Consider the following 25,619-nt stretch of genomic DNA (forward strand, 5'->3'; position numbering starts at 1 on the left):
TCAAGTATATTTGCCCTGTGGAAAAAAATAAAAAAGTTGCCTTATTAATTTTAGATGGCTGGGGTTATGGAAATAACGATCCATCTAATGCAATTCTTGCTGCAAATACACCATTTTTTAATCATTTAAAAGAAACTTATCCCAATTCTACTTTAGAAGCTTCGGGAGAAGCCGTTGGTTTGCCTGCCGGGCAAATGGGCAACTCAGAAGTTGGCCACATGAACCTGGGTGCCGGAAGGGTGGTTTACCAGGAGTTGGGCCGTATCCATAAATCTATTACTGATGGCGATTTTTTTAAAAACCCAATTCTTACCCAGGCTTTTGAATACGCCCGGCAAAACAACAAACAAGTCCATTTGATGGGTTTGGTTTCTGATGGCGGCGTTCATGCGCATACCAATCATTTAAGGGCTTTGTGCGATTTGAGCCAGCAATATAACCTGCAAAAAGTTTTTATACATGCTTTTTTGGATGGCCGGGATACTGATCCAAATTCTGGAATCGAGTACATTGAAAAGCTGGAAGATTATATCAAAAATACACCGGTAAAAACAGCATCAGCCATTGGCCGCTATTATGCAATGGACCGCGATAACCGTTGGGAACGTGTAAAATTAGCTTATGATTTATTGGTGAATGGCGTTGGGACACCGGTAAAAGATATTGCTGCTGCAATTAAAGATTCTTACGCTGAAGGCGTTACGGATGAATTTATAAAACCGGTTGTAAAAGTTGATAATCAAGGAAAACCAATTGCTGTAATCCAGCAAGATGATGTGGTAATTTGCTTTAATTTCCGTACAGACCGAGGACGGGAAATTACAGCAGCATTAACACAAAAAGCTTTTCCGGAGCAGAATATGCACCCGTTAAAGCTGAAATACATTACCATGACTTCTTATGATGAAAGTTTTAAGGGCGTAGAAGTGGTGTTTACCAAAGATGATTTGATTAATACTTTGGGCGAGATTTTGCAATACGCTGGCAAGAACCAGATCCGGATTGCAGAAACAGAAAAATATCCGCACGTTACTTTCTTCTTCTCCGGAGGAAGGGAAAAAGAATTTGCCAACGAGAAACGTTTATTAGTCCCATCACCAAAAGTTGCTACTTACGATTTGCAACCAGAAATGAGTGCCGAAGGCATCAAAGATAAAATTATACCAGAACTGGAAAGTGGCTGGCCAGATTTTGTCTGCCTCAATTTTGCTAATCCGGATATGGTTGGGCATACAGGTGTTTTTAATGCAGTTGTAAAAGCGGTAGAAACCGTTGATGCCTGCGTAAAAGAAGTTGTAGAAACCGGTATCCGTAATGGGTATTCTTTCATCATCATTGCAGATCATGGCAATGCAGATTACATGATCAACAACGATGGTTCGCCCAATACTGCGCACACTACTAACTTGGTTCCGTGTATTTTAATTGACCCGGATTATAAACAGGTAAAAAACGGTAAGCTGGGCGATATTGCACCAACTGTCCTTAAAATTCTGGATGTCGATATTCCTGCTGAAATGACCGGAAATGTATTGGTATAAATCCGCTTTTTATCGTTTCCGGTTTGCAGTCCTGGCTTTTCTGTTTGGCCTGGCTTCCTGCAAACCGGATATTCAGCAAAGTAAAACATCATATTTTAACCTGAGTCCTTACTTTTCCCTGCAGGCAAAAAAATATGCCCATGCAAATTTAAGTGTGCTAAAAACAGTATCCAGGAACGGGGAAGCAGAAACAAAAAAAGTCAAAATTGAGAATTGGGCAGGCGAACTTTCTGTTTTTGCCGAATCTGACATCAACAAACCTTCTTGGAGAAACAGTTATAAAACCACTGTTTCTGGCAACACCATTATTTATACGGCTTTAGAACCTGATTTAAAAACACGTGAAATTATTCTGAAAAGGGAAAACGACAAAGTAGTTTACCTGATGATTTTTAATGTAGTTACAAACAAGTTGTTTCAAACCAGGGAAAAACTTACTTATTATCCTGATTCATTATATATTATTCAACGAAAACAACAAGTGCGTTTTTTAGGAACGAACAATTATTTAATTAAAGGAAAATTAAAATAAAAATTTCCTATTTCCGGTTCATATGCGCTAACTGCTCTTTAGAAAGATCGAGCAAAGAAGTTATATCAAGGCGCGAAGGATCAGAATCCAGCACTTTCTGAAGATCAGCAATAGATGCACGGAAAGCATTTGCTGCCCGGTTTTTGTCGTAAAAGCCTGTGTTTTTTATCAGCTTAAACATGCCGTAATCTTTATAAGCAATGCCTCTGTTCTGGTAATTTTTTAAGTCGGAAGGGTTTAAAGATGCCGCTTTTGTAAAGTCAAGGATAGACCCTAAAAAATACTTTTCTTTATCGGCAGCAGTAACTAAATTATCATTGGCCAAATGCCCTTTTGCACGGGCACGATAATAATAAGCCGTTGCATCGGCTGGTTTTACGGTAATTACTTTAGTGTAGGCAATTATCGATTTTTTGTAGCTATCGCAATGATAGTAAGAGTAACCCAGCATCCATAAAGCATTGGCATTGGTAGAATCGATGATACATGCTTTTTCTAAAATAGAAACTGCATTTTTAAAATCCCCATCCATTAGTGCTTTTTGGCCTAACTTTACGTATGAATTTTGCGCCTGAATCGTTTCAAAAGAAGAAAAAATCAGAAAACCTAAAATGAACCTGTATTTCATTAACCGACCGCTATTAGATCTAATAATAAGCAAACCCTTATTTTTTAAAAATATTGTATCTGTTTGTAATAAATTTATTAACAAATGATTTTATGCTGATAAAAACAGCATTAATTAAAGCGGTATAAAAAAGTTGCCGTTCCCCATTGATGTACCAGTACCATTGTTTTTACTTCCCTGGTCCTAAAAATAGCGGCCAGATTAAATACCCATCGGCCAGCAGTTAAAGAACCGCCAATTTCCTGGCTAAAAACAAAAGGCAACACTTTTCCGGTTATTTCTGCCGGGTCTGAATGGGTGTCAAACAAACCTCCCTGTACCGTTGCATCATAAGCTGCATAATTTAAAGTTGGTTTTAGGTAGAAGAAAAGCTCTCGCCGATGTACTTCTTTTACCAACCTGTTTTTTGCAACTAAACCAGAAGTGCTTATGGAATGATAAAGCGGATTAAATTCTCCAAAACGTAGCATTAACCCTGCCCCTGCACCGGTAAAAGTTGTGCCGAGGTTTGCATAAGTATTTCCGGTAAGATCAAACCAATTATACCGAAACAACAAATGGCCATAATCAGCAGCAAGGTTTACCCCCAAATTATTCCTGATCTGGTACTGCCAGCCTTCCGGTGCATAAAATCCTAATAATTTGTGTACAAGTTCCTGTGCCTGTCTTCCAAGCGCTGCCGGTCCGGTAACACCTACTTGCACACCTAATTTTAGTACACTCTCATTTTTAAAAAGATATTGTAAGGAACTACCGAGATACAAATAGCCGGCAAAAGGACGATCGACATAACGGGCAGCAGGAATAAAAGCAGACTGCGGATTAAACATTTTTTGTCCGGCCTCAAAACCTAACGTTTTTCCAAAAAGTTTGGCTTTGCCGGTATCAGTTTGCAATGCATGCCGAAAGTATAGAAACAAACCATTTGTATAATAACGGTCTGAACCCTGCGCCAAGTAAGAATCATTATCTGTTTGAAAACCAGCTTCATTCTGATAGTTTTTTTGCTGCGCCTGCGAAAAAAAGACCGATAAAAGAAGTATTGAAAATAGAATTAGAAATTTAGGTTTCATCAGATATAAAAAGCCCTAAACTAAAAAAAGCCGGAGATAATTTCTCCGGCTTCTTAAATTATTATTTATGCTTTCCAGAGAATGTATAACCTAAACTGAAATTAGGAAAATAAGGAATGAAAAAACCATTACCAAAAATTGGTGAAAAACCAGCACGAAGAGCAAAACCACTATTGATAGGTTGGAGGCGGTAGGAAAAACTCATTGTACCAATAATTTCACTACCAGTGACATCACTATTATCGCTTTTGAAAAAATCATCACCAGAAAGCTTTGCAGATAGATAAGTTGCACCTAAACCAACTTCAAAAAAATTCCTTCCTTTTCCTAACAAGTAATTTAAACCTATAGGAATAGTTGTTAAGTTATTTCCATCAACTGCAAAGTACCCAATTCCTACACGGCCACCAATCCCATCTCTTTTATTACTAAACCGTGTATCATAATTAGCGCTAAATAAAAGGCCTTGTCCGTACAATTCAACAAAAACATTTTGGGCACGGCCAGTACCAGAATCAAAAGTTTGCTGGGCTCGTACCTGAGAAGAAATAAAAAGTACAGCCAGTAGCATTAAAACAACGTAAATTTTTTTCATAGGTTTTTAATTGTGAAAGTAGCGGAATTTTTACAAATAAAAAAGGTGCTTAATAAATAAGCACCCTGTTACAAGATTAATTCATTTTTTAATTCAACACAGCTTTTACTTCTTCCTTAACCGTTAAATCTAAAGGGTTTTCTACCTTTTCAGGAGTCAAAGCCAGGTTGATAACTTCCCTCATTTCTGCTACATAATGAAATTTCATATCGGTAATGTAGGATTCCTTGATCTCCAGAATGTCTTTTTGATTGGACTTTGAAAGGATGATTTCCTTGATATTTGCCCTTTTTGCAGCTAATATTTTCTCTTTGATCCCGCCAACCGGCAATACTTTTCCACGAAGCGTAATTTCCCCTGTCATCGCTAAATGCTCTTTCACTTTACGTTGTGTAAACGCTGAGACTAAGGCGGTCAGCATCGTTATCCCTGCTGATGGCCCATCTTTTGGCGTTGCACCTGCCGGGACGTGGACATGCACATCCCATTGGTCAAACAACCGGTAATCAATATTAAATAAAGAAGCATGTGCCCGCAAGTAAGCCAAAGCAATGGTAACAGATTCTTTCATCACATCGCCTAAACTTCCGGTTAACGTTAACCTTCCTTTTCCCGGACTTAAACTGGCTTCTATAAATAATATATCGCCGCCAACCTGTGTCCAAGCTAAACCAGTTACAACACCTGCAACATTATTATTTTCATAACTGTCTTTATCAAACAATGGCGCTCCCAAAATTTTTTCAACGTCTTCTTTGTTGATTGCTGCCGAATATTCTTCTTCCATCGCAATGCTTTTTGCTATGCCACGTACCAGGGAACCTATTTTCTTTTCGAGGTTACGGACTCCGGATTCACGCGTATAATCTTCCACTACTTTTTCAAGCACATTATTTTTGATGCTTACATCTTTCGGTTTTAAACCATGGGCTTCGCGCTGTTTAGGTAGTAAATGCTGACGGGCAATTTCTACTTTCTCTTCTATGGTGTAGCCATTTACTTCGATAATTTCCATCCGGTCTAACAATGCTGGCTGAATGGTACTTAAAGAGTTGGCGGTAGCGATGAACATCACATTAGAAAGATCGTAATCCATCTCAACATAATGATCGTAAAAGTTACTGTTTTGTTCCGGGTCAAGCACTTCCAGTAAAGCTGAAGAAGGATCTCCGCGGAAATCATTTCCAACCTTATCAATCTCATCTAAAATAAAAACCGGATTAGAGGCACCTGCTTTTTTTATCGATTGAATTATCCGGCCAGGCATGGCACCAATATAAGTTTTGCGGTGGCCGCGAATTTCTGCTTCGTCCCTAATCCCGCCTAAAGCCATCCGAACATACTTACGGCCTAAAGCACGTGCAATAGATTTTCCAAGTGAAGTTTTACCAACTCCCGGAGGGCCAACCAGACATAAAATCGGCGCTTTCATGTTGTGCTTTAATTTAAGCACAGCCAGATATTCGATAATACGCTGCTTCACTTTATCTAACCCGAAATGGTCTTTATCAAGCACTTTTTGTGCCCGTTTTAAATCAAAGTTATCTTTGGTAAATTCGTTCCATGGCAACTCAGTCAATAGTTCCAGGTAATTGATTTGAACGGAATAATCGGCAGCTGCAGGGTTAATGCGCACTAATTTCTCTAATTCTTTATTGAAATGATCTGCTATTTCTTTTGACCACTTTTTATTCTTGCCTTTGGCACGCAGGTTATCTACCTCCATGTCTGGCGAGTTGCCGCCCAATTCTTCCTGAATGGTTTTTAACTGCTGGTTTAAAAAATAATCGCGCTGTTGCTTATCCAAATCAACGCGAACTTTAGATTGGATCTGGTTTTTCAACTCCAGCATCTGCAAATCAACTGTTAAATGTTCCAGCACCATTCGTGCCCGGTCGTTCAGATTTGCTACCTCCAGCATGTGTTGCTTTGCCGTCATCGGCGCATTCATGTTAGAAGATATAAAATTGATTAAAAAAGAAGTGCTTTCAATATTTTTGATAGCAATACTGGCTTCTGTAGGAATATTAGGAGAAAGATGGATAATGTTCATCGCCATATCTTTGATAGACGAAACCATCGCTTTAAACTCTTTATCCTCTTTTGCTTTTATCTCTTTAAAAGGCTCAATGCTAGCCTTAATGTACGGTTCTGTTTGTACCTGTTCTTTTAAAGTAAAACGCTTTTTACCCTGGATAATAACCGTAGTGTTACCATCGGGCATTTGCAGCACTTTAATAATTAAAGCCATCGTACCAACCTGGTTCAACTGGTCGTAGTTAGGGTCTTCTATGCTAGTATCTTTTTGCGCAACTACACCAATAATTTTATTTCCTTTATTGGCGTCTTTAATTAGTTTAATAGATTTATCGCGGCCAACAGTAATCGGAATAACTACACCGGGGAACAAAACGGTATTACGGAGCGGTAATATTGGCAGCACTTCTGGAATTAGTTCATTATTCATTTCTTCCTCATCCTCTGATGACATCAAAGGAAAAAACTCTGATTCTTCATTTATGATCGGCAATGCATTATTAAAATCGAATGGGTCAAAACTCATTTAAAACCTTATTTAAACGCCAAACTGGCAGTAATATTAATTATTGAATAAAAAACTGTGTAATATATTCATAGTTCAAGACCTATGCCAAGCTGTTGTTTTAGGACTGGAAATTATTGATTTAGTTTGAAAGGAAAACTTGTCCTTATCCTGCCGGCATAAATTTTATTGCCCCAAGTTTCAAGCTAAAGTAAGGCATTGCTACTTTAAAAAAACATGCTGTAAAAGAAGCATGAACAGTTTGGTGTTTACATTTTAAACGATTCCTGTATCTTTGCCGACTAAATGAACAAGAACTTTGTAATAGCCATTGATGGGTATTCTTCATGCGGAAAAAGCACATTAGCTAAGGCTTTAGCAAAGAAACTTAATTTTATTTATGTTGACAGTGGTTCGATGTACCGCGCTGTAACTTTATATTTTCTTCGGAACCATGTTGATATTCATGATCCTAAGCAGGTTGAAGAAGCACTGAAAAACATTCATCTTAACTTTAATTCCCGCGATTACGAAACGCATATCATTTTAAATAATGAGGAAGTTTCGGACGAGATCAGGCAGATGCCGGTTTCAAAAAATGTGAGTGCAGTTTCGGCCATCCGCCAGGTAAGGCATGAAATGGTGAAACAGCAGCAGCGTATGGGAAAATCTAAAAACATTGTAATGGATGGCCGCGATATCGGTACAGCCGTTTTTAAAAATGCCCAGTTAAAATTATTTATGACTGCCGATCCGAAAATTCGTGCAGAACGCCGTTACAAAGAACTGAAAGAAAAAGGGGAAGAAATTACACTGCATGAGGTTTTTGATAATATTGCAGACCGTGATTTCCAGGATACTACCCGTGAAGAAAGTCCGTTAGTGCGTGCCGAGGATGCCGTAATTTTAGATAACACGAACTTATCGCCAGAACAACAGCTTAATTTTGCTTTGGAAAAAGTAAATGCGTTAATAAACATAAAAGCTTAGAATTTTTTAAATTTCTTCAGACGATCTATCACCTATTGCGCATACTTCTTTTATCATCTAAAAATAAAGTAATTGTAGCAGTCAAAATTTTAGGGTGATAAAAGAAGCATCAATCAATTCTGATACAATAGGACTGTTTTTTGGAAATAGAAATTTAAACAGTTTCTAACTATTCCAACAGATTATATTGTGAAGTAGGCACGCCAAATTTATTTAAAAAATTTACGCCTTCATCTGCAGCTAAACCTTTGTAAGCTGCGTAAGATTTTAAATAAAATACTGCCGTTATTCCTGCGGAAAATATCAAACGTGCACAAGCCAAACAAGGCGAAAGGGTAACATACAAGGTTGCGCCTTCCAATTTTGCACCATTTTTTACTGCATATAAAATAGCATTCTGCTCAGCATGTAAAGCTAAGGAGCAGCTTCCCCTTGCATCGCGTTCGCAGCCTTGTTCCGGCCATTCTTCATCGCAATTATGTGTTCCGGCAGGTGGCCCATTATAACCAATTGAAATAATACGTGTATCTTTTGTAAGTACCGCTCCAACCTGTGCTTTTACGCAATGCGAGCGAAAAGCGAGGTCAGCAGCCAGGTGCATAAAAATAGTATCGAAGCTTTTTTTAGGCATAAAAATTAGTATCCGCCTCCTGCTTCAACCTGGTTCATATCAATTCCCTGTTTTTTCAGTTCTGTTCCTACCCTCACCGCAAAGAAAGTGATGTAAGCAAAACAAATAACCGGAACGATATAAGAAATATGGATCCCTGCTGTATCTGCCAGTATTCCCTGTACCGGCGGAATAATCGATCCGCCTAAAATCATCATGATTAAAAATGCAGAACCCTGACTGGTGTATTTCCCTAAACCAGCAACCGCAAGCGAAAATATACTTGGCCACATAATGGAGCAGCATAAGCCTCCGCTTAAAAAAGCATAAATTGCTATTTGTCCGGTTGACAATAAACCAACAATCATGGCAAACATGCCTAATAACCCAAAAATCATGAGTATGCGGGTTGGCTTTTCCTGACCCATAAAAAAAGCAACAATCAACACTACTACACAAATTGAGTACAGGTAAAGATTGCTAACATCAGTACCTGTAAAATGATTAAATAACAAAATGACCCCAAAAGCAATAAATGGAACAACAATAGTTAGAATATTTTTTGTTGATTTAGACAAACTAAAAGCACTGATGGCGCCCGTCCATCGCCCAATCATCAAGCTTCCCCAGTATAAAGAAATGTAAGGTTTGATACCGGAATCTGCATAACCACCAAAAGCAGGTAGTTTTAACAAAGCGCCCATATTACTTTGGGTAGTTACTTCAACCCCAACATAAGTAAAAATAGCAAGCATACCTAAAACCAATTGTGGGTATTGCATGGCGCCCCAGCTATCGGGATTTTTTTTAGGCGTTATCAGTACATAAATCAGCGATAAAAGGATGATGGCCAAAGCTGTATAAATAAAATAAGCATTGCTTAAACCGGTTAATTTTTCAAGGGGGTTTGCAATCAGGACCATCAGAAAACCTAAAGTAATAAATACAAGCGGTGGGTTAGAACTTGTGCTGGCCTCTACATTTTCTGTGCTGTTAATTTCGGGCAACTTAGAAAATTTATAAAAAAGGGCTACCGCCAAAAACAAAGCTGCCAATATAAAATACAGGTTATTTACGGATGTAATGCTTACATTACTTTGATCGCTGCTTTTTGAAGAACCAAAAAGCACAATGCTCACCACAATTGGCCCTAATAAACCACCAAAGTTATTAACACCTCCTGCAAAATTTAAACGGGACGAACCACTTTCCGGCGGACCTAAAGCTACCACAAACGGATTGGCGGCAGTTTGCTGTAAAGAAAAACCAACAGCAACAATAAAAAAAGCACTTAAAATAAAAGCAAAATGGCCATTATTAACAGCGGGAACCATAGCAAGCGCGCCCGCAGTAGAAATGAGCAAACCGTAAACAATGCCGTTTTTATAACCTATTTTATTAAGGAGATCGACTTTTGTTAGCTGCGAAACGAAATACAAAATAAGCGAACCGATAAAATAACCACCGTAAAAGGTAAAATCAATCAATTGCGATTCAAATTGTGTGAGATGAAAATGAGTTTTACAAAAAGGGATAAAAACACCATTGGATGCAGCCAGAAAACCCCAGAAAAAGAAAACGGTAATTAAGGAGTATAAAGCAGAAGCATAGCTTTTTGTTGTTGATTGGGCCATTGGTTTGATTGATTGTATTTAGCAGAAAATATATTATCATGCGAACATAAAAGTAATTTATAAATTTATCAGCACCATTTATACTTATTGCTGTTACAACCTGTATTTATTGGCTGTTAAAACAATAAAATTGCATATTCGCATCTGTCTATTATAAATATTTAAGCCGAATTAATGATTGAAGCTATCATTTCCGGTATCGGAATAGGTATTGTATTAACCTTTATTACCGGGCCTGTTTTTTTTGCGCTTATTAAAACAAGTATTGAAAAAGGTTTTCATGCGGGCGTTTCTTTAGCGCTGGGCGTGGTTTCAAGCGATGTGGTATTTGTAGGGGCAATTATATTTGGCTCTCAACTGTTTGAAATACCACCGCGTGTTAAAGTGTGGCTGGGTATTGCCGGCAGTATTATTTTGCTTGGTATTGGTATTTATTACCTGCTAAAAAAAGCAGATGTAGATTATGATACCCATACACCGGCAAGGGTTAACCGTGCAGGTTATTTTTTTAAAGGATTTGCCATGTGTATTTTTAATCCAACCATGTTGTTTCATTGGATTACTGTTATCGGAACAGCAAGTACCGTATATCATGCAGGTATTCCACATCGGCAGCTTAAAATTTCTATTATGTTTGTAACTATCCTGATTGTGCAATTTGGGATGGATACTACAAAAGCTTTTTATGCCAATAAACTGCGTGACCGTATTTCAGTAAAATTAGTCCACCGGCTTAATTATGTTGCAGGTATCGCCCTAATTATTGCAGCTTTTATTATTCTCGACAGGCTGGTAACTCATTTTGTATTTCCAGCCTATTAAATTTCAAAAAAATATGTTGATTTTTTGCCTGATAAAAACAGCATTACCCTTATCAGCAAAACACAACTACATATAAGCCCGCTGGTTCTTGCCTTCCATCCAATTCAGGAATGCTTTGTTTACCACCTTATTTCCTCCGGGTGTTGGGTAGTTGCCAGAAAAATACCAGTCGCCTAAATGATCGGGGCAGGCTTTGTGCAGGTTATCCAAAGTCTGGTAAATTACCTGTACTTCTGCTTTTATATTTGTTGGGGTAATAATTTCTGCGATCTTGTTTGATATCTGCTCATCCGTAAAAGGCTCATAAATAGCTTTTACATAATTTTGGACCTGCTCTTTTGGCATATCTGCGCTGTCTTTGCATTGCTGGTAAACCTGATGGACCACTTTTTCCATCCCTTTATCTTTTAGTAAGCTAATGGCTGCTTCAAAAGCAACAAATTCTCCCATGCGGGACATATCGATACCATAACAATCCGGGTAGCGGATCTGTGGTGCAGAAGAAACTACAATGATTTTTTTCGGTCCTAAACGATCAATAATTTTAAGGATACTTTGCTTTAAGGTAGTGCCCCGAACAATAGAATCATCCAGAACAACGAGCGTATCTTTATCATTTTTAATGATTCCGTAAGTAGTATCATAAACATGTGCAACCATTTCGGACCGGTCTGCATCCTGTGTAATAAAAGTGCGCAACTTTACATCTTTTATCGCTAATTTTTCTACCCGCGGATAAATGTTCAATACCCGGTTTAGCTCTTCGTCGGTAATCTTGTCTGCCCGGTTCAGCAACTGTTCGCGCTGGTAGCATTTGATGTATTTGTGCACGCCTTCTACCATTCCATAAAATGCTATTTCGGCCGTATTCGGAATGTAAGAAAAAACCGTGTTTTCCAGGTCATGATCTACCGTATCTAAAATCTGTTTACACAGTAAGCGGCCCAATTGCTTGCGTTCGCGATAAATAGAAGCATCACTTCCTCTCGAAAAATAAATCCGCTCAAAAGAACATGATTTTTTTTCTGTTGGTTCCCTGAACTGCTTTTGACTGATATTACCATCTTTCTTGATAATCAATGCATGTCCGGGTTTTATTTCTTTGATATCACCAATTGGAATATTAAATGCTGTTTGAATAGCAGGCCGTTCGGAAGCAGCAACTACAATCTCATCATTTACATAGTAAAATGCCGGACGAATTCCAGCCGGATCACGCATTACAAAAGCATCACCATGACCAAAAATTCCGGCAATGGTATAACCGCCATCCCAGGATTTAGCTGATTTTTTCAGGATCTTTGCTACATCCAGATCGTTTGCAATCAGCTTCGTTATTTCAACATTATCATCCAATCCTTCTCGTTTATATTGATCGAATAAGCCCTGAACTTCACTGTCTAAAAAATGCCCGATCTTTTCTAAAACGGTAACAGTATCTAATTTTTCTTTCGGATGCTGGCCAAGCTCAAATAATTGCTGTAATAATTCATCCGTATTCGTCATATTAAAATTTCCGGCAATCATTAAATTCCTGGTCATCCAGTTATTCTGACGTAAAAACGGATGACAGTTTTCAATACTGTTTTTACCGTGCGTTCCATATCGTAAATGGCCTAATAAAACTTCTCCGGTAAAACTTACGTGTTCTTTTAACCAATCGGCATTATGAAACTCTTCCGGATATTCTTTTTGCACATCGGCAAACTTTTTCTGGATGTATTCAAAAATATCGGCAACCGCATTTTTTGCCATAGAACGATGACGGCTGATATAGCGGTTTCCGGGCGCAACATCCAATTTAATCGTTGCAACGCCAGCCCCGTCCTGACCGCGGTTGTTCTGTTTTTCCATCAGCAAATACAGCTTGTTTAAGCCATAAAGTGATGTTCCGTATTTTTGCTGATAGTAAGAAAGGGGCTTTAACAAACGGATAAAGGCTACTCCGCATTCGTGTTTAATCTGATCGCTCATGATTCCTATTGAGCCGCAAAAGTAGGACTTAAATTCTAAAATGTATTGTCAAATTCAATTTGATTAGGTTTGGATAAGCAATACTGACTTCTAAATGATGAATAAAAACAACAGTGCTTACCGAACTAAATCTGATAAAAAACCCGGATAAATTCCGATCAGCAAAACCAGCGCGCTTAGCAAACCAATGATTATGAGCAAGAAAGTTTGCTTTTTTTCTGCCGGAAGTTCTGTTTCGTTTTCTGCGGATTTGAGGAAAAGATACAAGGGGATTTTAAAATAATAAAAAAGGGAAACCACAGTAGTTACAGCTCCGGTAACCAGCAAAGCAAGCAGCCAGATGTTGTGCGTTTGCCTGTAAACTTCAATCACAGCAGAAAAAACCAGTACTTTACCGTTAAACCCGGCAGAAACGGGCAAACCGGTAAGCGAAATTAGCAGGATAACAAAACAAACACCGGCGAAAGGATAAGTTTTGCCTAATCCGCGTAAATCCTGCACGGTAAGCATACTGTTTTTACCGGCATAAAAACTGCAAAGCATTAAGGCGCCAATGTTTGCCAAAGCATAAACAAGCAGGTAAAAAAGTAATGCAGAAACACCTTGCTGCGAAAACGTAACTAAAGCCATCAACCCAAAACCAGTATGGCCAATGGCAGAATAGGCCAGCATCCGTTTAAGATTATTTTGAAGGATGGCTGCAAAGTTTCCGGTAACCATGGTGAGAATGGCTACTGCGGAAAAGAACAGCCTGAAATCAAAAGCAGTCCAATGGCTGAAAAAAATAAATGGCGTTAAAAAATTAGCCAGCAAAGCAAAGCCGACAATTTTGGTTAAGGTTGAGAGAAAAGCCACAATTGGCGTAGCAGCGCCTTCGTAAACATCCGGCACCCAAAAGTGCATCGGCACAAAAGAAAGTTTAAAACCGATGCCAGTCAAAACCAGCAGAATGGCCAACGAAACCGGAACTGGATTGAGGTGAATGAGTTGCTCTAAAAATTGTCCGTTAAATAAATCCAGTTGGCCTGTAAAAGCATATAATAACGACATGCCATACAACATCGTAGCCGAAGCAGCAAAACCAAACAATACATATTTTAGGCCCGATTCGACAGCAAAACGGTTTTCAGAACGATAAGCAACCATTAAAAAAGAACCAATGGAAACCATTTCGACAGATAAATAGATCATCAATAAATTGACGGACATAGCCATCAAATGCAAACCAAAAACTACGGCAATGATGATGGCGTACAAATCGCTTAAACCTTTTTTATGCACTTTTAACTGTTCGTCCAATGGCACATAAACCACAATCAGGAAAGCAAGCGCTTCAAAAATCAGTTTAAAAACAATAGAAACATGGTGTAAAAGAAGCATGTTGTTAAACAGAAACTTCGGCCCGGATAATATGAGGTACAACTGCTGCACATCGCGCTGAAAAACAAAAACCAAACCGAACAAAGAGAGCAACTGACAGAAACGGTCGGCATCTTTTTTCAACAGTAATCCTGTAATTATGACCAGTAAAAACAGTATGGCCAATGCCGTTTCGGGTACAACATATAGAATACTTTGCAGGATGTTGTTTAATTGTTCGGTAATAGAAAGCGGCAGCTCGTTCATTGTTTTTTATCTGAATAAATGAACTAAAGCGAGAACAGAATCATTGATTTTATCGAAAACCAACGAAGGCAAAATACCCATGATCAAAGCCATTAAGGCAAGCGGGATTAAGGCAGATTTTTCCCGAAAGTTGAGGTCTGTTAATGCTGCCCGCCAGTTTTCTCCGCCGGATAATCTGGTTTCTCCAAAAAACATTCGTTGTAAAGTCCACAAAAAATAAGCCGCACTTAATAAAATTCCAATGGAACCGCAAACAGCCATCCAAGCCGGCAACAATCCGTTTACAGAAGCAGATGTAAAAGCGCCGATCAAAGAAAAAGCTTCGGCAATAAAAGCAGAAAAGCCGGGTAAACCAAGTGAGGCAAAAAATGCAATCATTACAAAAACAGTAAACGCTGGCATCAGTTTAGCCAGGCCACGGAAGTTGTAAATGTAACGGTCGTGCACGCGGACATAAATTATACCAACAAGGAAGAACAGCATGGCAGATAAAAAACCGTGACTTAGCATTTGCATTACCGCACCGCTGATCCCTTCTGTTGTTTGTGATGCAATTCCTAACAACACAAAACCCATGTGCGAAACGGAAGAATAAGCAATTAATCGCTTTAAATCAGTTTGAGCAAGGGCATTTAAAGCGCCGTAAAGAATAGAAATAACACCAAGTAAACCGAGCCAGAAAGCGCCTGCTGTTGCCACTTCCGGAAAAATGCTGAAACAAACACGCAAAATTCCGTATCCTCCAACTTTTAATAAAACACCGGCCAGAATAATGGAAACCGCTGTTGGCGCTTCTACATGTGCATCCGGCAACCAGGTGTGCAAAGGAACAACTGGAACTTTAATGGCAAAAGCAATAAACAAAACCACGAAAGCCAGAGAACGTGCCGGAAAACCAAACAAGGTTTGATGAGCTGTTGAAAATATAGAACCCTGGACATAATTAGCCGGATTCATCATGTGGATAATGTTAAAAGTATGGTTTCCGGTTGCGGGATCAGTTACGGAGAAGTACAAACCAATCATCACCAGCAACATAAAAACAGAGCCAAATAATGTATAAAGGAAAAACTTGATAGCTGCATATTCCCGTCGCACGCCGCCCCACATCCCAATTAAAAAGTAAAGCGGCAGCAGCATCAGCTCGTAAAAAATGTAAAACAGGAAGAAATCCAGCGCACAAAAAACACCAATTACGGCCATATCCAGCAGTAAAAACAAAGCGAAAAAGCCTTTTAAATTGGTTTTGATTTCCCAGGAAGCCAGAACGGCTACAACCATTACCAGCGATGACATGAACAACAAACCAATAGAAAGCCCGTCGACACCAACAAAATAATCTATTTGCATTTTGCCCATCGAACCAAGACTAAGGCTGATCCAACTTAATTTTTCGGCAAACTGATATTGCTCTGCATGATTTATGCCGCTAAAAGAAGCACCGGTTTGAAAATGAAAATACAGCCATCCACTCAAAACCAGTTGGACAATAGTTGCAGCAAGTGCTAAATATTTAAAGCTGTTACGCAAAGAAACAGGCAGTAAAAGAAGCACTATACCAAACAGTAAAGGCGTAAAAATGAGCAGTGTAAGCAGATGGTCCATCAACCTAAATCAATATCTTGAAAATGTAAATACTTAAAATAAAAATCAGCATGGTTAACAAATATTGCTGCACTTTTCCGGTTTGGAAACCACGGGCAAAACTACCAATATCGCGGATACGAAAGGCAATGAAATTAACTGCACCATCAATAATATATTTATCTAGCCAGTTGCTTATTTGAGATATAATTAATCCAACCTTTGCAATCAGATTAACCAAACCATCAATTACAAAAAGATCAAAAGCATATATTTTTCTGCCGGTCCAAACCACGCTTTTTGCAATATAATTCTGGTAGAACTGATCGATATACCAATGGTTGTACGACAAGCGGAACAGGAAACCGCTTTCGGGAAACCACTTTATATTTTGATTGATGTACCGGGCATAAGCCAGGTAAACAACCGGAACAGTAATCAGATTTACGGCAGCGGGAATAATGGTATGATAAATGTTTTCCCGTTCAAAATAATCAGCCGCCAGGAAACCGCGGAAAAGCCAGGCATGCTCGTAAAGGAGCGGATTAAGTGAGAAAAACGGGAACAAACAAAACACCGATAAAAACAGCATCGGCCAGGTAAAAAGCTTGTTTTCTTTGGAAGGATGATACTCAAAAGTTGGTATCATTTCTTTTAACCTGGATTCTCCCCAAAAAACTTTAAATAACAAACGGGAAATGTAAAAAGCAGTTAACCAACTGGTAATTAAGATGAAGATTGGAATGAGCTGATATAGAAAACTTCTGCCTTCAGCCCATTCAAAAGCCTGAATTAATATGCCGTCTTTTGATAAATAACCGGAAGTAAGCGGAAAACCGATTAACGCCAAAGCAGCAATAATACAAGTGATAAAGGTTATCGGCAATACTTTACGCAAGCCGCCCATATATAAAATATTCTGCGGATCAATATCCAAATGCAGTTTTTCTTTGATGTGCTGCATTTCGTGAATAATTACGCCTGCAGAAAGAAATAAAAGGCACTTAAAAAAAGCATGTGTTGCCAGATGGAACAACGAAGAAGCGTAAGCGCCGATGCCCATGGCAGCAACCATAAAACCTAATTGCGAAATGGTAGAATAAGCCAATATTTTTTTCAGATCGTTTTGGGTGAGGGCAATAGTAGCAGCCATAAAAGCGGTAAAAGTGCCAACGATGGTAATAATGAGCTTTACATCCGGATTAAAAACAGGATAAACGCGCGCTAACAAAAAAACACCGGCAGCAACCATGGTAGCGGCATGGATTAATGCGGAAACAGAAGTTGGGCCTTCCATGGCATCGGGCAACCAGGTATGTAAAGGAAACTGTGCTGATTTGGCTGTTGCGCCTAGGAAAAAACAAATCCCGGCAACGATGAGCCATGTTCCGGATAGATTTCCGGAAGAAGAAAAATTAGTTGGATAATTAAATAAAGTAATTAGATCGAACGTATGGAAATGTGCAAACAGGATCATGATGCCAATCAGGAAACCAATATCTCCTATCCTGTTCATGATAAAAGCTTTTTTATTTGCTTGGACTGCTTTTTCCCGGGTAAACCAAAAACCAATCAGTAAATAGGAAGCAAAACCAACCAGTTCCCAAAAGGCGTACATTAGCAGCAGGTTATCTGAAACTACCAAAGCCATCATGGCAAAGCAAAAGAAACTGAGGTAACGAAAGTAGCGGCGGAACATCAGATCATCGTGCATGTAAGCAACAGAATATATGTGAACTGCCAGTGCAATGCCCGAAACCAAAGGCAGCATCAGCACCGAAAGATTATTAAGCAGTAAACCGGCGTAAATTTTTATAGTTCCTATTTGAAACCATAATACTTGTTCGTGTATTGGTTTCCGGGCCCAGACTTTTGCAAATAATAAACAAGAGCAGATCAAGCTAAATAAAATACAAACAGTAGAAAACAAGCCTTCCCCTTTATTCAATACTGTTTTTGGCAGCAAAAAATTGATGATAAAAGCAGCAAAAGGCAGCAATACAGCAGCTAATGCCAGTTGTATTTCGGAAGAATGAGTTTGTAAAGTATAGATCTGTTCCAAATAATTCTAATCTTTTAAAGCATCAATTTTTGCCGGATCGATAGTTTTAAACCTCCGGTAAACATTTAAAATTATAGCTAACGCAACAGCGGTTGCGGCAGCAGCCAAAACAATGGCAAACAAGGCAAATATTTGTCCGCTGTTATGGTAACGGTCATATTTACCAAAAGCAACGAGATTGATAACGGCAGCGTTAATCATAAATTCAATCCCAATTAAAACCTGAATGGCATTATTTTTAGTAAGCACCATATAAATACCAATGCAAAATAAACACGTACTAATCAGCATAAAGGTTTGCAGGTTAATCATTGCCCTGCTCCTTTCTGGCTAAATGTGCGGCGCCAATCAGTGCCATCATCAGCAAAATAGAAATGGCTTCAAAAGGCAATAAATAAGCAGTCATTAAATTGATGCCGATATTAGTAACCGTATTATCCTGCGGATGAAAAGTATTGTTTTGCGCATTTATTACCCACGTTAACTGGTTTGGATGCAATTTAGTTACGGCATTAACCAGCACTATTAAAAATCCTGCTGCCACCAGCAATGCCGGAAATTGTTTTAGTGTAAAAAAAGGTTGTTTGCTGCGTTCTAATTTCTCCAGGGTTTCTTTGCTCGATAACATAAAGGTAAACAGCATCAGCACTAAAACGCCGCCAACATAAATTACAATTTGGGTTACCGCAACAAAATCTGCCAGGGCAAAAACATACAAACCGGCAACAGCAAATAAGGTAACAAAGAACATAAAAACCGAACGCACTAAGTTGTTGCTTGCTGCTACAAAACAAGCAGATGCAATAGTTACCAATGCCAGAAAAATAAATATGCCTTGTTCCATGCTTCTTTTATCAGTCTTTTTTTTGCTTAAGTGCAGCTTGTTTTGCAGCCAGTTTTTCTGCCTGCTGTTTTTCTAATGCCAAGCGTTTTTCTTCGGCTTCTGCTGCCGTCATCGTAGCAAAATTATAATTCAGCAAACTTAACTCTTCCACACTTTTATCATATTGGTTCGTCATCGTGATGCATTCCGTCGGACAAACCGTTGTACACAAACCGCAGTACATACACTTGGCCATATCAATATCAAACTTGGCTGCATATAGGCGTTTGGTCGTACCATCCGATGTATGTCCGATTGCTTCTGTAGATTTGATTGATTCAATAGAAATACAATTTACCGGACAAATTTTTGCACAAAGATCGCAAACAATACAATCATCCATTTCCACAAACAACTGGTAACGACCAACTTCCGGAACCGGTAAAGTTTGATGCGGATATTGGATGGTAACATTTCCTTCCTGCTGCTTAAAATAATTGTTTGATTGTATAGAAACAGGTCCTCTGCTGTTTTTAGCAGCAAAAAGATGTTTCAGGGTGAGGCCTAAACCTTTTCCTGCTGTTGCAAATCCTTTTATGATATCGTTAAACATTTCTTTCTTCTTTCTTTTTTGTCATTTTGACCAACGGGAGAAATCTTCTTAGAAAAGTAAGATTCTTCTTCGATGAAGATTCCCCCTATCGTCGGAATGACATAAACCCGTCTAAATAACACGGCCTTAAATTCTACATTAACCATAACCGCCAAATCCCCGAAATAAGCATACATAAAAAAGCCAGCGGTGTTAAAACCTTCCAGCATAAATCCATTAACTGATCTACCCGAAAACGTGGTAAAGTCCATCGGACCCACATTTGCAAAGCAATTAACAGTAATGATTTAAAAAATATCCAGCCGATTCCCCAAACATTTCCGGTTGTCCAGTCCGCTAATTTTACAGCACCTATATTTGGTAAAGGTGTATTCCATGAACCTAAAAACAAGATCACGCCAACCATCGATACCAAAAACATCATAGAATATTCTGCCAGAAAAACCAGTGCAAAGCGGATACCACTATATTCTGTATGAAAACCTGCAACCAGTTCTGATTCTGCTTCCGGGATATCGAATGGTGCACGGTTACTTTCTGCCAGCGAAGCGATAAAATAGATCACAAAAGCAATAATCAGATGTGGCGCACGAAAGATGTTCCAGGCCAAAATCCCGCCTACTTCTTTTACCGGCATAAAACCTAAAAACTTTACATTTTCTGCTGATAAAATTCCCTGCTGCCTGGAAATCTCCTGCAAATCCAACGTTTGAGAAATCATTACAACGGCGATAATAGCAAAGCCAGCGGGTATTTCATAAGATACAATTTGCGCAACAGAACGCACAGCGCCTAACAAAGCATATTTATTGTTAGAACCCCAGCCAGCCATTAAAATGCCTACCGTTTCGATTGATAAAACCGCCAGAATGTAAAATATACCTACATTTATATTAGCCGGGATTAAACCGGGCGCCCAGGGCAAAGCGGCAAAACCTAAATAAACAGCCACAAAAATAATAATTGGAGCAAGTGCAAATAAGGCTTTATCTGCTACCAACGGTGTAATCAGTTCTTTTTGCAGCATTTTAAGCATATCTGCAAAAACCTGTAATGAACCATATTTTCCGGTTTCCATCGGCCCTAAACGATCTTGTATAAACGCTGAAACCTTACGTTCGGCATAAACGCCAAACGTTGTAAACAGCGCTACAAAAGCAAAAAGTACCAGGGCAACAAAAATGCTAATGACGTAATGGTTCAAAACAAAATAAGTTAACTAAGCTGCAAACTTACTTATTAAGAACGATTGTTAACAGGCAGAAAAGGAATAAAGCGATTGGTTAATCCCAGATTTGACGAAGGTTCAAATGAATTTGCTGACCAAAAAACAACTGTGTACTTTTTTCAAACGAATCGGTATAATCGGAAACATAAAAACGATGTGTTGTATCCTCACCTTTATTTAACAAATCCATTCGCTCTAACTCTTTTTGCAGATGCCTGGCCACAATTTCGGTATTGTCAATAATATCAATCTGAGGTTGATAATAAGCAGCAATTTCATTCCGGATAAGCGGATAATGCGTACAACCTAAAATTAAACTATCAATATCCTGCAATTTAGGATCAGAAAGATAAGTATGGATAAGTGTACTGCTGATCTGATCGTTAAAAAAACCTTCTTCAATCATCGGTACTAACAAAGGTGTTGCCAAAGAATGAACTTGAATGTCGCTTTTTTTCTGCCGAATTTTCTGAGCGTAAATATCTGATTTGATAGTTGCACGGGTTGCAATTACACCAATATTCTGATAATGATCGGTAGTGGTCATGTATTCAACAACGGGATCAATTACACTGTAAATTGGAATTTGATTGCCCAGAAACAGCTTTAAATCATGGTAAGCTAAAGAAGAAGCTGTATTACAGGCAATTACAATGGCTTTACAACCTTCGTCAATTAAGAATTTGGCAATTTTGAGCGAGTAATATTTAATGGCTTCCGCCGATTTATCACCGTAAGGCAAATGGGCGGTATCACCAAAATAAACCAATGCTTCTTTTGGCATCAATTTATTTATCGCACTGGCAACTGTTAATCCGCCAATGCCGGAATCAAAAACACCAATAGGCTGGTTTGCAGGCATCGGGCTAAAATAAAAAAAGCGATGTTCATTTGTATAAGAACATCGCTTTTTAGTGGATAAAAGAAGTATTTTATTTTAAACCTAATTTAGCTTTAACAGCAGCCATCAGGTTATCTGCTTCAGGAGATACCAATAATTCTGTTTGGGCAGTATCAAATACATAAGTATATCCTTTTTCTTTAGCTACAGCCTGTACAGCACTGCGGGCTTTATCCAACAATGGTTTTGAAAGCTGGTTGGTTTTATCGTTAACCTGTTGTTGCGCTTTGGTGTTAAAATCCTGCAAACGTTTGTTTTGATCTTGCAGTTCAGCTTCTTTAGCTGTACGGGCAGCATCAGTCATAGAAGCTCTTTTAGCATCATAAGCTTGTGCATTAGTAGTTAACTCGGTTTGCATGGCAGTTAACTGATCGGAAAACGTTTTCGAATAATCCTGAATTTGTTTTTGAATAGTTTTAGTGTCAGGCATCTGGTCAATTAACTGGTTAAAATTAATATGGCCAATTTTAGATTGTGCTTCAGCTATATTTCCTGCAAAGAACAAACATCCGGCAACTAAAGCAACTTTAAATAATTTTTTCATTTTTTTTATTATGGTGATTTTTTATGTGTGCTATTTTAAACAATTTATTTTATTTGGCAAATACGCCTGGCTTTAAACCCAAACGGGTAATAACAGCATCGCTTTTATTGTAACGCGGATTTGCATACAGCATTATCACTTCGCTGTTTTTATCAAAAATCATATCCAGGTTTTCGCTTTCTGCAATGGCTTGTACAGCTTTGGCCACTCTATCCTGTATAGGTTTAATCAACGTTGTACTGCGTTGTGCAAGTTCGCCATCCGGCCCAAACTTCTGACGCTGAAAATCTTTTGCGGCTTTTTCCTTTTCAATGATTTCGTTTTCACGGCGCTTTTTCATGTCGCCGGTCATTAAAACCTGATCTGCCTGGTAGGCTTTGTACATGCGGTCAATTTCCTGGAAACGTGTATCAGTTTCTTTTTGCCACTGGTCTGATATAGCTGCAATTTGCTTTTGTGAAGAAGCATATTCCGGTACGTGCTTTAAAATATATTCAGAATCAACATAAGCAAAACGCTGTGCAAATGTTGCTGTTGCAGCCAGCAACGGAAATAACAGGGTTAAAAATAATCTTTTCATACTACAAACCTACGTAAATTACTTTTTTGAAAATCTCAGAAAAACAAATTTGACGAAAGCCTTTATTTTCTATTTAAATCAGTTAACAAATCAGGATTAATTAAATGAGCCACTTAAACTTTGTGCAATGGAGAAGTGAAAATGGCCTTTGTTAGCAGTTGGCAAACCAGGGATCGCATCAAAACCATAACCATAATCTAAACCAAGCAAACCAAATATCGGCAGGAATATACGTGCACCGATACCAGCAGAACGCCTGATATTAAATGGTGCAAATTCATTGAATGAATTCCAGGTATTACCACCTTCGGTAAAAGCCAATAAAAAGATAGTTGCCGACTGGCTTGCAATAACCGGATGGCGTAACTCTAACTGAAACTTATCAAAAATCGGGCTACCGGATGTACTGGCAGTATTTATGTTTGACCCTAAAGGCACAATATCAAAGTTTTCGTAACCTCTTAAACCGATAATTTCAGAACCTTGTAAAAACTGGTAACTCTGCATACCATCACCACCTAACTTAAAACGTTCAAACGGCGATTGCCCAACTGCACTATTATAAGAGCTTAAAAAGCCAAATTGCGATTGTGCTTTTAAAACAAGCTTGCCATAAATTTTCTGAAACCATTGGCCTTCAAACTTAGCTTTATAATATTCTACAAAATGGTAACGTTCCTGCGCGGTTGCAATGGAATAATTTACATTGTTAAATAAAGAATAAGGAGGTGTAAATTGTGCAGTTATGCGGATGTTAGAACCAGACGTTGGAAATATGGGCGCATCAAGTGAGTAACGGCTCAGTGTTTCAGTTAATTTAATGTTGATGGACTTACCATTAGAAAATAAATAACCGGGATAATTAACCAGATTGTAATGGTCAAAACTTAAGGTATGGCTTAAGTTAAAGTAATCATCCGGCCATTTTAACTGCTTGCCAATAGTTGCCGAAACACCATTGATGGTAACGCCATAATAAGCAGGGTCGTTTTTACTAACAGCAGCATAACCATTTAAACCGTTGTTACCATTAGATTGCAATTGTGTATAAGCAGTTATACCAAAATTAACAGGCTTTTTACCACCAAACCAGGGTTCGGAATAAGTAAAAGAAAAGTTTTGATAGTTCTTTCCGTTAGCCTGTCCGCGTAAACTTAGCTTCTCTCCGTCGCCTTTTGGAAGCGGCTTGTAAGCTTTAAGGTTAAAAATATTTCTTAAAGAGAAGTTGTTGAAAGTTAAACCTAACGTTCCAACAATACTTCCTCCTCCAAAACCTCCGGAAAGCTCAATCTGGTCAGATGGTTTTTCAACCACATTGTACAGAATATCTACCGTTCCGTCGTTCGGGTTAATATTGGTTGGCCGTGGATCAATTTTTTGTTCGTCAAAGTTTCCAAGCTGTGTAATTGCCTGTGTACTTCTTACAATTGCTTCTTTAGAAAATTTCTGACCTGGTTTTGTACGGATTTCCCTGCGGATAACTTTATCATTGGTTACCTCATTTCCTTTAATAATCACATTATTAATGGTGTATTGCGGCCCTTCATAAACCCGCAGGTCCACATCAATTGTATCATTATGGATGCGGGTTTGAACCGGATCAGTCTGATAAGTTAAATAACCATCATTGAGGTAAAGAGAAGAAATATCATCACCGTTAGGAGAACCGCTTAAACGTTTGTTCAGTTCTTCTTCACTAAAAACATCACCTTTTTTAATCCTTAAAAGTGTATTTAAAATCTTAGTCGGGTATTTTGCATTGCCAGACCAGGTAATGTTGCCGAAATAATATTTAGGCCCTTCGTAAATTTTAATTTTAATGTTAACCGTTTCTTCGTTGTTTTTCCATACAGAATCACTCAAAACTTCTGCATCACGGTAACCATTGCCCTGCATTTTAGAAACCAGGGTTTGCTTATCTTCCTCGTATTTATCCCGCAAAAACTTTTTAGAACCAAACAGATTATACCATTTCTTTTCCCTTGTTTTTTTCAGGTACTTCTTCAATTTTGCATCCTTAAAAGCAGTATTGCCTGTAAAAGCGATACTGTTTACTTTTACTTTGGTTTTTTTATCAATATAAACATCCAGGATCATGCTATTGGCTTCGCCCGCATCTTTGCGTTGTTTAATATCAACTGTTGTGTTTAGATAACCTTTTTCTGCAAAATGCTTTTTAATAATAGCGGTAGTTGTGTTCAGTAGGTTTTCGTTAACAATTTTTCCTGTTTTGTCTTTTAGCTTTTTTTGCACATCTTCAACTTCGCCTTTACGGATACCTTTCAGGTTCATTTTTGAAAGCCGCGGGCGTTCTTTTACATTAATTTCGAAGTTAATTGTGTCATTGCGTAAAGTATATAATAATTTAACATCGTCAAACAATCCCTGCAACCAGAGGTTTTTAATAACATTTGAGGTTGCATCGCTGGGAACGGTAATTTTATCGCCCTTGTTTAATTGTGATATTTTAATCAAAACATCTTTATCCAGATATTGCGAACCTGTTACGGTAACTGCCCCAATAGTAAGTTCTTTTGGATTAAGATAACTTAAACTATCTGCAGGCAAAACCTGTGTTGCAGTTGCCTGCCTGCCCACCTGGGCCAGAACAGCAGAAGATATTGTACAGAAAATTAGTGCTAAAAAGTACCTGTTCATTCGTAGAATTTGGAGGCTAAAGTAATTTAAAGAGTTGTTAAAAAGTGTTAAACATTAAA

Annotated in this window: 22 protein-coding genes; 4 read left to right on the forward strand and 18 right to left on the reverse strand. The window is 38.4% G+C overall.

What is annotated here, in order from left to right:
* The first annotated feature begins 17 nt into the window (after positions 1 to 17).
* Both gpmI and GO621_RS05040 read left to right on the forward strand, forming a co-directional pair.
* Positions 18 to 1,541: a 2,3-bisphosphoglycerate-independent phosphoglycerate mutase gene (gene gpmI, locus GO621_RS05035; RefSeq protein WP_317163390.1), complete on the forward strand. Its 1,524-nt coding sequence runs from the start codon at positions 18 to 20 to the stop codon at positions 1,539 to 1,541.
* Positions 1,528 to 2,073 carry a hypothetical protein gene (locus GO621_RS05040; RefSeq protein WP_157564801.1) on the forward strand — a complete coding sequence of 182 codons (546 nt, stop codon included), beginning with the start codon at positions 1,528 to 1,530 and terminating at the stop codon, positions 2,071 to 2,073. The genes gpmI and GO621_RS05040 overlap by 14 nt, the downstream gene beginning before the upstream one ends.
* 7 nt (positions 2,074 to 2,080) lie before the next feature.
* Here the strand turns inward: GO621_RS05040 and GO621_RS05045 are convergent, their stop codons facing one another.
* The 4 genes from GO621_RS05045 to lon all read right to left on the reverse strand — a co-directional run bounded on the left by GO621_RS05045 (position 2,081) and on the right by lon (position 6,932).
* On the reverse strand, positions 2,081 to 2,701 hold the full coding sequence (locus GO621_RS05045) for a tetratricopeptide repeat protein (protein ID WP_157564803.1): 621 nt from the start codon (positions 2,699 to 2,701) through the stop codon (positions 2,081 to 2,083).
* Between the two features lie 110 nt (positions 2,702 to 2,811).
* Positions 2,812 to 3,774, reverse strand: coding sequence for a lipid A deacylase LpxR family protein (locus GO621_RS05050; protein ID WP_157564804.1), 963 nt, complete (start codon positions 3,772 to 3,774; stop codon positions 2,812 to 2,814).
* Positions 3,775 to 3,835: 61 nt separating this feature from the next.
* Positions 3,836 to 4,369, reverse strand: a complete 534-nt coding sequence (locus GO621_RS05055) for a hypothetical protein (protein ID WP_157564806.1) — start codon at positions 4,367 to 4,369, stop codon at positions 3,836 to 3,838.
* Between the two features lie 88 nt (positions 4,370 to 4,457).
* On the reverse strand, positions 4,458 to 6,932 hold the full coding sequence (gene lon, locus GO621_RS05060; RefSeq protein WP_157564808.1) for an endopeptidase La: 2,475 nt from the start codon (positions 6,930 to 6,932) through the stop codon (positions 4,458 to 4,460).
* Positions 6,933 to 7,217: 285 nt separating this feature from the next.
* Here lon and cmk point away from each other — a divergent pair, with 285 nt between their 5' ends.
* Entirely contained in the window at positions 7,218 to 7,901 is a 684-nt protein-coding gene (gene cmk / locus GO621_RS05065) for a (d)CMP kinase (protein WP_157564810.1), read from the forward strand.
* A gap of 169 nt (positions 7,902 to 8,070) precedes the next feature.
* Here cmk and GO621_RS05070 read toward each other — a convergent pair whose 3' ends face one another.
* Together GO621_RS05070 and GO621_RS05075 are read right to left on the reverse strand one after the other, a co-directional pair.
* Positions 8,071 to 8,532, reverse strand: a complete 462-nt coding sequence (locus GO621_RS05070) for a deoxycytidylate deaminase (RefSeq protein ID WP_157564812.1) — start codon at positions 8,530 to 8,532, stop codon at positions 8,071 to 8,073.
* Positions 8,533 to 8,537: 5 nt separating this feature from the next.
* Positions 8,538 to 10,145, reverse strand: a complete 1,608-nt coding sequence (locus tag GO621_RS05075; RefSeq protein ID WP_157564813.1) for an MFS transporter — start codon at positions 10,143 to 10,145, stop codon at positions 8,538 to 8,540.
* A 174-nt stretch (positions 10,146 to 10,319) separates the two neighbouring features.
* Between GO621_RS05075 and GO621_RS05080 the strand changes: the two genes are divergently transcribed.
* Entirely contained in the window at positions 10,320 to 10,967 is a 648-nt protein-coding gene (locus GO621_RS05080) for a LysE family translocator (protein WP_157564815.1), read from the forward strand.
* Positions 10,968 to 11,033: 66 nt separating this feature from the next.
* On the opposite strand, the gene GO621_RS05085 is transcribed toward GO621_RS05080, so the two are convergent.
* From GO621_RS05085 to bamA, 12 genes are all read right to left on the reverse strand, one after another.
* Positions 11,034 to 12,941, reverse strand: a complete 1,908-nt coding sequence (locus tag GO621_RS05085; protein WP_157564817.1) for an amidophosphoribosyltransferase — start codon at positions 12,939 to 12,941, stop codon at positions 11,034 to 11,036.
* Positions 12,942 to 13,058: 117 nt separating this feature from the next.
* Positions 13,059 to 14,567: an NADH-quinone oxidoreductase subunit N gene (locus tag GO621_RS05090; RefSeq protein ID WP_157564819.1), complete on the reverse strand. Its 1,509-nt coding sequence runs from the start codon at positions 14,565 to 14,567 to the stop codon at positions 13,059 to 13,061.
* Positions 14,568 to 14,573: 6 nt separating this feature from the next.
* Complete coding sequence (locus tag GO621_RS05095) at positions 14,574 to 16,172, reverse strand: complex I subunit 4 family protein (RefSeq protein WP_157564821.1); 1,599 nt, start codon at positions 16,170 to 16,172, stop codon at positions 14,574 to 14,576.
* A gap of 4 nt (positions 16,173 to 16,176) precedes the next feature.
* Complete coding sequence (nuoL, locus tag GO621_RS05100) at positions 16,177 to 18,213, reverse strand: NADH-quinone oxidoreductase subunit L (protein WP_157564823.1); 2,037 nt, start codon at positions 18,211 to 18,213, stop codon at positions 16,177 to 16,179.
* 6 nt (positions 18,214 to 18,219) lie between these two features.
* The gene (gene nuoK, locus GO621_RS05105; protein ID WP_157564825.1) at positions 18,220 to 18,525 is read right to left on the reverse strand and encodes an NADH-quinone oxidoreductase subunit NuoK; all 306 of its coding nucleotides are present in this window, start codon (positions 18,523 to 18,525) and stop codon (positions 18,220 to 18,222) included.
* A complete protein-coding gene (locus GO621_RS05110; protein ID WP_157564827.1) occupies positions 18,518 to 19,057 on the reverse strand; it encodes an NADH-quinone oxidoreductase subunit J family protein in 540 nt (179 codons plus the stop codon). Before GO621_RS05110 ends, nuoK begins: the two co-directional genes overlap by 8 nt.
* Positions 19,058 to 19,067: 10 nt before the next feature.
* Positions 19,068 to 19,649, reverse strand: a complete 582-nt coding sequence (locus GO621_RS05115) for a 4Fe-4S binding protein (RefSeq protein ID WP_157564828.1) — start codon at positions 19,647 to 19,649, stop codon at positions 19,068 to 19,070.
* Between the two features lie 133 nt (positions 19,650 to 19,782).
* Entirely contained in the window at positions 19,783 to 20,853 is a 1,071-nt protein-coding gene (gene nuoH / locus GO621_RS05120) for an NADH-quinone oxidoreductase subunit NuoH (RefSeq protein ID WP_157564830.1), read from the reverse strand.
* A gap of 79 nt (positions 20,854 to 20,932) precedes the next feature.
* The gene (gene murI, locus GO621_RS05125; protein WP_157564832.1) at positions 20,933 to 21,739 is read right to left on the reverse strand and encodes a glutamate racemase; all 807 of its coding nucleotides are present in this window, start codon (positions 21,737 to 21,739) and stop codon (positions 20,933 to 20,935) included.
* 70 nt (positions 21,740 to 21,809) lie between these two features.
* Positions 21,810 to 22,322, reverse strand: coding sequence for an OmpH family outer membrane protein (locus GO621_RS05130; protein WP_157564834.1), 513 nt, complete (start codon positions 22,320 to 22,322; stop codon positions 21,810 to 21,812).
* A 49-nt stretch (positions 22,323 to 22,371) separates the two neighbouring features.
* The gene (locus GO621_RS05135) at positions 22,372 to 22,902 is read right to left on the reverse strand and encodes an OmpH family outer membrane protein (protein WP_157564836.1); all 531 of its coding nucleotides are present in this window, start codon (positions 22,900 to 22,902) and stop codon (positions 22,372 to 22,374) included.
* 96 nt (positions 22,903 to 22,998) lie between these two features.
* The gene (gene bamA / locus GO621_RS05140; RefSeq protein ID WP_157564838.1) at positions 22,999 to 25,560 is read right to left on the reverse strand and encodes an outer membrane protein assembly factor BamA; all 2,562 of its coding nucleotides are present in this window, start codon (positions 25,558 to 25,560) and stop codon (positions 22,999 to 23,001) included.
* Positions 25,561 to 25,619 lie beyond the last annotated feature (59 nt).

Source organism: Mucilaginibacter arboris (genome assembly GCF_009754915.1).
Taxonomy (GTDB): domain Bacteria; phylum Bacteroidota; class Bacteroidia; order Sphingobacteriales; family Sphingobacteriaceae; genus Mucilaginibacter_A; species Mucilaginibacter_A arboris.